6 protein-coding genes are annotated in these 7,393 nt (G+C 73.2%); 3 read left to right on the top strand and 3 right to left on the bottom strand.

Annotation, left to right across the window (positions count from 1 at the left end; genetic code table 11):
* The 3 genes from MHW47_RS29565 to MHW47_RS29555 all read right to left on the bottom strand — a co-directional run.
* A partial coding sequence (locus MHW47_RS29565; protein WP_239226844.1) for an AAA family ATPase occupies nt 1–1,195 on the bottom strand: 1,195 nt, incomplete at its 3' end.
* A gap of 316 nt (nt 1,196–1,511) precedes the next feature.
* Complete coding sequence (locus MHW47_RS29560; RefSeq protein ID WP_239226842.1) at nt 1,512–3,695, bottom strand: M4 family metallopeptidase; 2,184 nt, start codon at nt 3,693–3,695, stop codon at nt 1,512–1,514.
* 291 nt (nt 3,696–3,986) lie between these two features.
* Nucleotides 3,987–5,414 carry a glycoside hydrolase family 18 protein gene (locus tag MHW47_RS29555; protein WP_239226840.1) on the bottom strand — a complete coding sequence of 476 codons (1,428 nt, stop codon included), beginning with the start codon at nt 5,412–5,414 and terminating at the stop codon, nt 3,987–3,989.
* A 200-nt stretch (nt 5,415–5,614) separates the two neighbouring features.
* Between MHW47_RS29555 and MHW47_RS29550 the strand changes: the two genes are divergently transcribed.
* From MHW47_RS29550 to MHW47_RS29540, 3 genes are all read left to right on the top strand, one after another.
* A complete protein-coding gene (locus MHW47_RS29550; RefSeq protein WP_239226838.1) occupies nt 5,615–6,367 on the top strand; it encodes a GntR family transcriptional regulator in 753 nt (250 codons plus the stop codon).
* Nucleotides 6,368–6,590: 223 nt separating this feature from the next.
* Nucleotides 6,591–6,794 (top strand): SPOR domain-containing protein, encoded by a 204-nt coding sequence (locus tag MHW47_RS29545; protein ID WP_239226836.1) that lies wholly within the window; start codon nt 6,591–6,593, stop codon nt 6,792–6,794.
* 176 nt (nt 6,795–6,970) lie between these two features.
* Nucleotides 6,971–7,372 carry an NUDIX domain-containing protein gene (locus MHW47_RS29540; RefSeq protein ID WP_239226834.1) on the top strand — a complete coding sequence of 134 codons (402 nt, stop codon included), beginning with the start codon at nt 6,971–6,973 and terminating at the stop codon, nt 7,370–7,372.
* The last annotated feature ends 21 nt before the right edge of the window (nt 7,373–7,393 follow it).

The following is a 7,393-nucleotide window of genomic DNA, read 5'->3' as shown; positions in this document are numbered from 1 at the left end:
CCGCCGCCAGCCGGGCCAGGTGGTGGGCCCGCTCCACCGGGTCGTCGGCCGCCCCGGCCAGGGCGCGGTGGGCGTCCATCCGCAGCGCGTACGGGGCACGCGCCTCCAGGACCATCGGCGTGAGCGGGTCGGCGAAGCGCACGGTCCCGCGCTCCGGCGGGCACAGGAAGCCGTGCCGTACGCAGGTGTCGATGTCGGCGGCCACCTGCCGGCAGCCCGCCCGGCGCAGCAGCTCGACGGTGGGGCGGGCGGCGGCGCCCGCGGTGAGCAGCAGATGGCGGGCGCGGGCCGGCAGGGCCTCCAGCCGGTCGAGGACGGGCCGGCTCAGCGCGTCGGGGACCGGCAGCGGCTCCGACGAGTCGGGCAGCGGCGCTCCGGAGGCCACCGACTCCTGGAGCCCGGCGGCCAGTTCGAGGGCGGTGCGGGGGTTGCCGGACGCGGCCTCGTGCAGGCGGGCGACGAGCTGCCGGGGCCAGGAGGGGCCGCCGTGCACGCCGTGCGCGTGGAGCACGTCCGCGATCTCCCGGACGGTCATGGCCGGCAGCGGCAGGGTGCGCACCGGCTGCGGGCACAACTCGCGGGCCGGGGAGGCGTCCGGGCGCCGGCCGCCGAGGGGCGCGGTGCGCAGCGTGGCGAGGACGGCGTGGCGCGGGTCGGGGCGCCGGGCGAGGAACTGCAGGGTGCGGGCGGTCGGTTCGTCCAGCCACTGCACGTCCTCGACGACCAGCAGCAGCGGTCCGGCGGTGGCGAGGGCGGCCAGCACCTCGCGCACGGCGACGCGCAGCACCAGGGCGTCGCGGCCGGTGGTGGGGTCGCTGCCGGCAGGCGGGGTACGGCGCAGCAGCGCCCCTTCGAGGACGGCGCGTTCCCGCGCGCCCAGCCCGGCCAGGGCCTCGTCGCCGGCGGTGGCCAGCAGGTCGATCAGGCCGAGGAAGGGGCTGTCCCGGTCGGCCGGGGAGGGCGAGCAGCGCAGCACCCGGTGGCCGCGTGCGGCGAGGTCACCGGCGATCCGCGTGGCGGCCGTGCTCCTGCCGATGCCCTCGGGGCCGGTGAGGAGGACGCCTCCGCCGCCCTCCAGATGGGCGCGGGCGGTGGCGCACGACGCGGTACGGGGGGAGGCGTGCGTCCCCGCCCGGTACGGGCCGGCGGTATGGACGCCGTCGGCGGGGGAGCGGTCCATGGTCGAGCGGGTCATCGGGGGCCCCTTCGCGCGCAGCCTGTACTCCCACTGCCCGTGCAGCGGGGCCCGCCCATGCCGTGCCCGAGGGTAGGACCGGGGGGTGGCGAGGTCAACGGCGCGCCGCTGCGCGGGGACGGACGGGCCGCCGGGTGCGTTCCCCGTACCGGGGCCCTTCACACGTACGCGGACGTTCCCGACGGGGGCGCGTCCGCGCTCCACGGACACCGGTCACGGCGCGGTGGTGCGTGCGCCGTGACCGGTGTTCCCGCGTCAGGAGGCGGGAACCCCCCGGAGCCCAGTGGCTCAGTGGCTCAGCGGTGGCCGGTCCGGGTCAGCAGGTGCCCGACTCGGTCCAGACGGCCCACGAGCCCGGCGCGCCCGGCTCGGCGCCGGTCGAGTACCACTGCGAGGTGTAGAGGTGGCCGTTGTGGGACACCCGGTCGCCCGGCGCGTACGCCGTGGTGGAGCTCCAGGCCGGGACGTCGCCGCAGCCCTCGGGCGGGTTGCCGTCGCCGTTGACGGTCCAGGTGAAGGACGCGGTGCCCGTCGCGTTGTCGGTGTTCTTCACGGTGACGGTCACCGACGAGGTGCCCTCGGTGGTCGGTGTGCCGGTGACGCGGCCGGTCGAGGAGTCGATCGACAGACCGGCGGGCAGGCCGTTCGCGCTGTAGGTGAGCGTCTTGCCGCCCGGGTCGCTCGCCTGGATCTGCAGGGAGACGGCGGTGCCCACGGCGCTCGTCTGGTTGCCGGGGTTGGTCACCGAGGGGGCGCCGGGCTGGCTGTCGCAGGTGCCGGGGACCGGGTCCGCGCCGGTGACGCTGACGGCCGCCCAGGCGGCGTCGACGGTGTTGTACTCGGTGCAGTGCGCGCCGTAGAGGTCGGCCGCCGCCTTCAGCGAGTCGATGCGCGCCTGGTGGTAGTTCTCACGGCTGTTGGCGTACGAGGCCAGCGCCTTGAACCAGATCTTGCCGGCCTTGTCGTTGCCGAGGCCGTTGATCGTGGAGTTGTCGCAGGTCGGGCTGTTGCCGTAGCCGTGGTCGCCGCTGCCGACGGCGGTGAGGAAGAACCAGTGGTTCAGCGGTCCCATCGAGTAGTGCGGGTCCAGGCTGCCGTTGTTGCTGTTCCAGCAGTCGGGCGAGGAGCCGTCCCGCGAGGGCTGGTTCATCCAGCGCAGCGGCTGGTTGTCGCCGCTGATGTTGATCAGCTCGCCCATGGTGTAGTCGGGCCGGTCCACCGGGTTGCCGGCGTAGAACTCGACCAGCGTGCCGAAGATGTCGCTGGTGCCCTCGTTCATGCCGCCGGTCTCGCCGGTCTCGTCCCAGCCGGTGAGCGCGCCGCTCACGCCGTGCGCCATCTCGTGGCCCGCGACGTCGAGTTCGACCAGCGGGCGCTGGTTGCCCTGGCCGTCGCCGTACGTCATCTGGGTGCCGTCCCAGAAGGCGTTCACGTACGCGTTGCCGTAGTGCGTCCGCGACGGCACGCCCCGGCCGTCGCCGAAGATGCCGTTGCGGCCGTGGGCCGTCTTGAAGTAGTCGAACGTCATGGCCGCGCCGTAGTGGGCGTCGACACCGGCCGACGCGGGGTCACTGGGGGAGCCGTTGCCGAAGGTGCCGGTGCCGCTCGTGAAGACCGAGCCCGTGCCGCTGGTCGCGTGGTTCAGGTTGGTCGTGTACCCGTTGCCGTGCGAGGGGTCCTGGAGCGAGTAGCCGCTGCCGGACTGCGTGGCGTCGAGCTGCACCTGGCCGCTGTAGATCGAGCGGCCGGTGACCGCGGTGGCGGCGGCCTCCGCGGACGCGGCGGAGGGCGCGGCGGCCGTACGGGCCGGGGCGGTCCGGCCCTCGGGCGCGATGACGCTCACCTCGTCCCGGGTGGCCAGGACCTTGCCGGAGTCCGCGTCCACCAGGACGTGCAGACGGCTCGGCGTCTGGTCCGCGCGCACCCCGCTGACCACCGTCTCCCAGACCAGCGCGGACGCGTCGCCGTCCAGCCGTACGGCGAGGTGCGGCTCGGAGACCGAGTCGGCCGGGCCCCCGAACTCCTTCTCGGAGAGCTTCGCGGCGCGCGCGGCGGTCAGACCGGGCTCGGTGGACAGGGCGGGGGTCGTCACCCGGGCCGCGCCGGTCAGCGACTCGAAGGTGCCGTCCTTCTTCAGCTGCACGACGACGTCGCCGCCGTACGCCGGCAGGCCCTTGTACGTGCGGTCGAAGCGTACGGACGCGGAGCCGTCCCGGTCGACGACCAGGTTGCGGACCTCGAAGGCGTCCGACGCACCGCGGAAGGCGGCGCCGCCGTGTGCCGCGAGGGCCTTCTTCGCGTCGGCCTCGACCTCGCGGCGCACCTCCGGCGACGGGTTCGTCGTGTACGGGGCCGGGGCGAAGGCGTGGGGCCCGGCGGCGGGCGCCGGGGCGGGGGCGGGGGACGCGGGTGCGGCCGTCGCGCCGGGCAGCGCGAGGGCCGAGGCACAGGCGCAGGCCACAGTGGCCGTCAGAAGCCTCGCGGCTCTTCGTATGTACATAGGAACGGGGGTGTCCTTTCACCTCGTACAGGCGGAACCGGCCACCGCCCCGCAGGGGTGGTGAGGGCGGCGGCACGAGGTGCGGCGCGGTGGACCGGCGGCTTCGCCCCGGTGGGAGCGGTGCCGACGCACGAGTGTGGGGAGCCGTCCGGCGCGGCTGCCAGGCACCGGACGAAGGGCGAGGGGTTTCCCTATGGAGGCAGGCTCCGGGCCCCGTTCCGGCCCCGGTGACCGTACGCACGACCGAGGGGCGGCCGCCGGGTCCACCGGCAGCCGCCCCTCGGGTGTCCCCTAGCGGCGGGAGGAGAGTCCGCGGTCGACGGCGGTCATCAGCTCGCCGTCCTCGGTGTCCCCGTCCAGCGACCAGAACATCGCGCCGCCGAGCCGGTGGTCGCGGATGTACTTGGTCTTGGTGCGCAGCACCTGCGGGTCGTCGTACGTCCACAGCGTCGTGCCGTCGAACAGCCACGCGCTGCCGTCGCGGACGTTGCGGTGCACCTCGTACGCACCGGAGTCGGCCAGCTTCTTGAGGGCCTTGTAGTCCTCGGAGCCGGCACCCCAGGTCCCCTGCGCGGGGCCGGTCGCCGGCTGGTCCAGGCCGTCGCCGCCGCCCGTCACGCCGGTCCAGCCCTGCCCGTAGAAGGGCATGCCGACGACGAGCTTGCGCGCGGGGGCGCCGCGCTTCAGCCAGTCGCGCACGGTCCGGTCGACGGAGTAGTCGCCCTTCTTCGCGTACAGGGCTGACTGCTGGGCCGTCGTCGCCTGGCCGGAGACGTGGAAGTCGTAGCCCTGGAGGTTCACGAAGTCGAAGTCCTTCATGATCCGGGCGACGTCGAAGCCGGCGTCGATCTTCTCGGCGGAAGCCGGGACGTACGCCGAGAGGTCGTAGTGCTTGGGCTTCACGGGGCGGTGCTTGCCCTTGCCGGCCTTCTGCTCCGCCTTTGCCTGGCTCTTCGCGTAGGCGTCGAGCTGGGTGCGGAACTCGTGGACCAGGGCGGTGAAGTTCCGCTTGTCCTCGGGGCGGTACACCGTGTCGGTGTCGCCGGCCGAGCCCGGCCACTCCCAGTCGATGTCGATCCCGTCGAAGAGACCGGCGGCGGCACCGTCGCCGCCGCGCGTCCCGTCCACCGGCAGGTTGCCCTTGATGTACAGGTCGATGCAGGAGGAGACGAGTGCCTTGCGGGAGGCGGGGGTGCGGACCGCGTCGGAGAAGTGGGTGGACCAGCCCCAGCCGCCGAGCGAGATCATCACCTTGAGGCCGGGGTGCTTGGCCTTCAGCTCGCGCAGCTGGTTGAAGTTGCCCGCGAGCGCCTGGTCGTCGGTGTCGGCGACGCCGTCCACGGAGCCGGCGGCGTCCAGGGGGCGGACGTAGTCGGCCCAGGCGTCGGCCTCACCGGGGACGTTGCCGGTGAAGCACTTGCCCTCGGCGCTGACGTTGCCGAACGCGTAGTTGATGTGGCTGAGTTTGGCCGCCGTTCCGCTGGTGTCCAGGTCCTTGACCTGGAAGTCGCGTCCGTAGACGCCCCATTGGGTGAAGTAGCCGATGCGCTTGTAGTCCTGCGCGGGGCCGTGGTGGCCGTGCTTGCCACCGTGCTTGCCGTGGCCGTTGCCATGTCCGTTGCCGTGCCCGGACGAGGCGTTGGCCGCGGGGGAGAGGGAGGCCGCGAGGGCGAAGGCGCAGGCGGCGATGGCGAGTGAAGACTGGGTTCTTCGACGCATGAGGCCAGAAGCTATTGGTCTGGACCAAACGCGGTCAAGGGTTTGGCAAAGGCGGTTTAAAGCCGTCCGGGGCGGCCGGTCGCCGACTATGCGCAGGCCCGCTCGATGTCATCACTTCGAGTGAAACTCTGGCCTGCGCTTGCGGTTCGGAACCCACGGTTGCGACGCTGTCGCAGTCCGTCAACCTTGGGGAGTGGCCTGTGGCTTTCGGTGAGCGGCCCGCCTATCTGCGCGTGGCGAGCGATCTGCGAGAGAAGATCGTCAGCGGCTTGCTGCCGCCGCACACGCGCCTGCCCTCGCAGGCACGCATCCGCGAGGAGTACGGGGTCTCGGACACGGTCGCGCTGGAGGCGCGCAAGGTGCTGATGGCCGAAGGTCTCGTCGAGGGCCGCTCCGGCTCCGGCACGTATGTGCGCGAGCGGCCCGTGCCCCGCGTGGTCGAGCGCTCCGGCTTCCGGCCCGACGCGGGCGCCGGACCGTTCCGGCAGGAGCAGGCGGCCGAGGGGGCGCGCGGGACCTGGGAGTCGCGCAGCGAGCAGGAGGACGTGAGCGCCGAGATCGCCGCGCGCCTCGGGATCGAGCCGGGCGACCGGGTCATGCGGACGCATTACGTGTTCCGCGAGGCGGGCGAGCCCGTGATGCTCTCCACCTCCTGGGAGCCCCTGGCGATCACGGGACGCACCCCGGTCATGCTGCCGGAGGAGGGGCCGCTCGGCGGCTGCGGCGTCGTCGAGCGGATGGCCGCCATCGACGTCGTGGTGGACAACGTGGCGGAACAGGTCGGCGCGCGCCCGGGGCTGGCGGAGGAGCTCCTGGCGCTGGGCGGCGTACCGGGCCACGTGGTGATGGTGATCGAGCGGACCTTCTACGCCTCGGGGCGGCCGGTCGAGACCGCCGACGTGGTGGTGCCCGCCGATCGCTACCGGGTCGGCTACCGGCTGCCCGTCAGATGACCCGGACGGACCGCCTGCTCGTCATGTTCTGAACCCGCAACGCCTCGGGGGCGCATTCAGATGAATGCGCCCCCGAGGCGTTGGTCGTTTCCTGGCCGGATCGGTACCTCTTTGTGTAATTCCGTATCCGGTGCGTGAAGGTCAGGCGTACGCTCAGGCATATGCGTACTGGGGTTTCCTGGAGTTCCGTGGGGGCGTGCACATTGTTCAGGGGAGGGGCGCGATGCTCGGGAGAAATGCGATGAGCAACGACAGCGGTGCCGTGCTTCCTTGGCTGGTGATACGGCAGGACGACAACGGCAACCGCTACCGCGTGGGCAGGTACGCCACGCAGGGCGAGGCCCAGGAGGCCGCCGACAAGCTGCAGGTCCGGGGGCACAAGCAGCTGTACTGGGTCGAGCGCGTCGGCCAGGCCGCCCGGCCGTAGGCCCGGTCCGCGGCCACACCGCCGCGTAGATGCCGCCCCGGGGGCGCACCGTCCCGATGCGCCCCCGGACCCCGCCGTGCCGTGCCCTGCCGTGCGGCCGCGGGGCGAGGCGGCGTGCCTCCGGTGACACGGCCTAGGGTGCTGCCGAGATGGTTGCGGGCGGCGGAGGCGGAGTGATGGCGGTCCTGATCGACACAGTGGCATGGGTCCGCATCGAGGGCGGCCGGATTCTCTGCGCCCGGCCGCGGGGGAAGGACGTCTTCTACATCCCGGGCGGCAAGCGGGAGGGCGCCGAGAGCGACCTGGACACGCTCGTGCGCGAGATCCGGGAGGAGCTGACGGTCCGTATCGCCCCGGAGTCCGTCGCGCATGTGGGCACGTACGAGGCCGGCGGGCCCGGCCTGCCCGGCGGCGCGGTGGTCCGCATGGCCTGCTACACCGCCGACTTCACGGGCGAGTTGAGGGCCAGCAGCGAGATCGAGGACGTGGCGTGGTTCTCGTACGCCGACCGGGACTGGGTGCCGCCCGTCGACCAACTGCTTTTCGACGATCTCCGGGCCTCGGGCGACCTGGCCTGACCCCCGGCCCCACCCGCCCCC

Origin of the sequence: Streptomyces sp. OfavH-34-F (assembly GCF_022347745.1) — a bacterium.
GTDB lineage: Bacteria > Actinomycetota > Actinomycetes > Streptomycetales > Streptomycetaceae > Streptomyces.
This window is presented reverse-complemented; position numbering and strand designations above follow the sequence as displayed.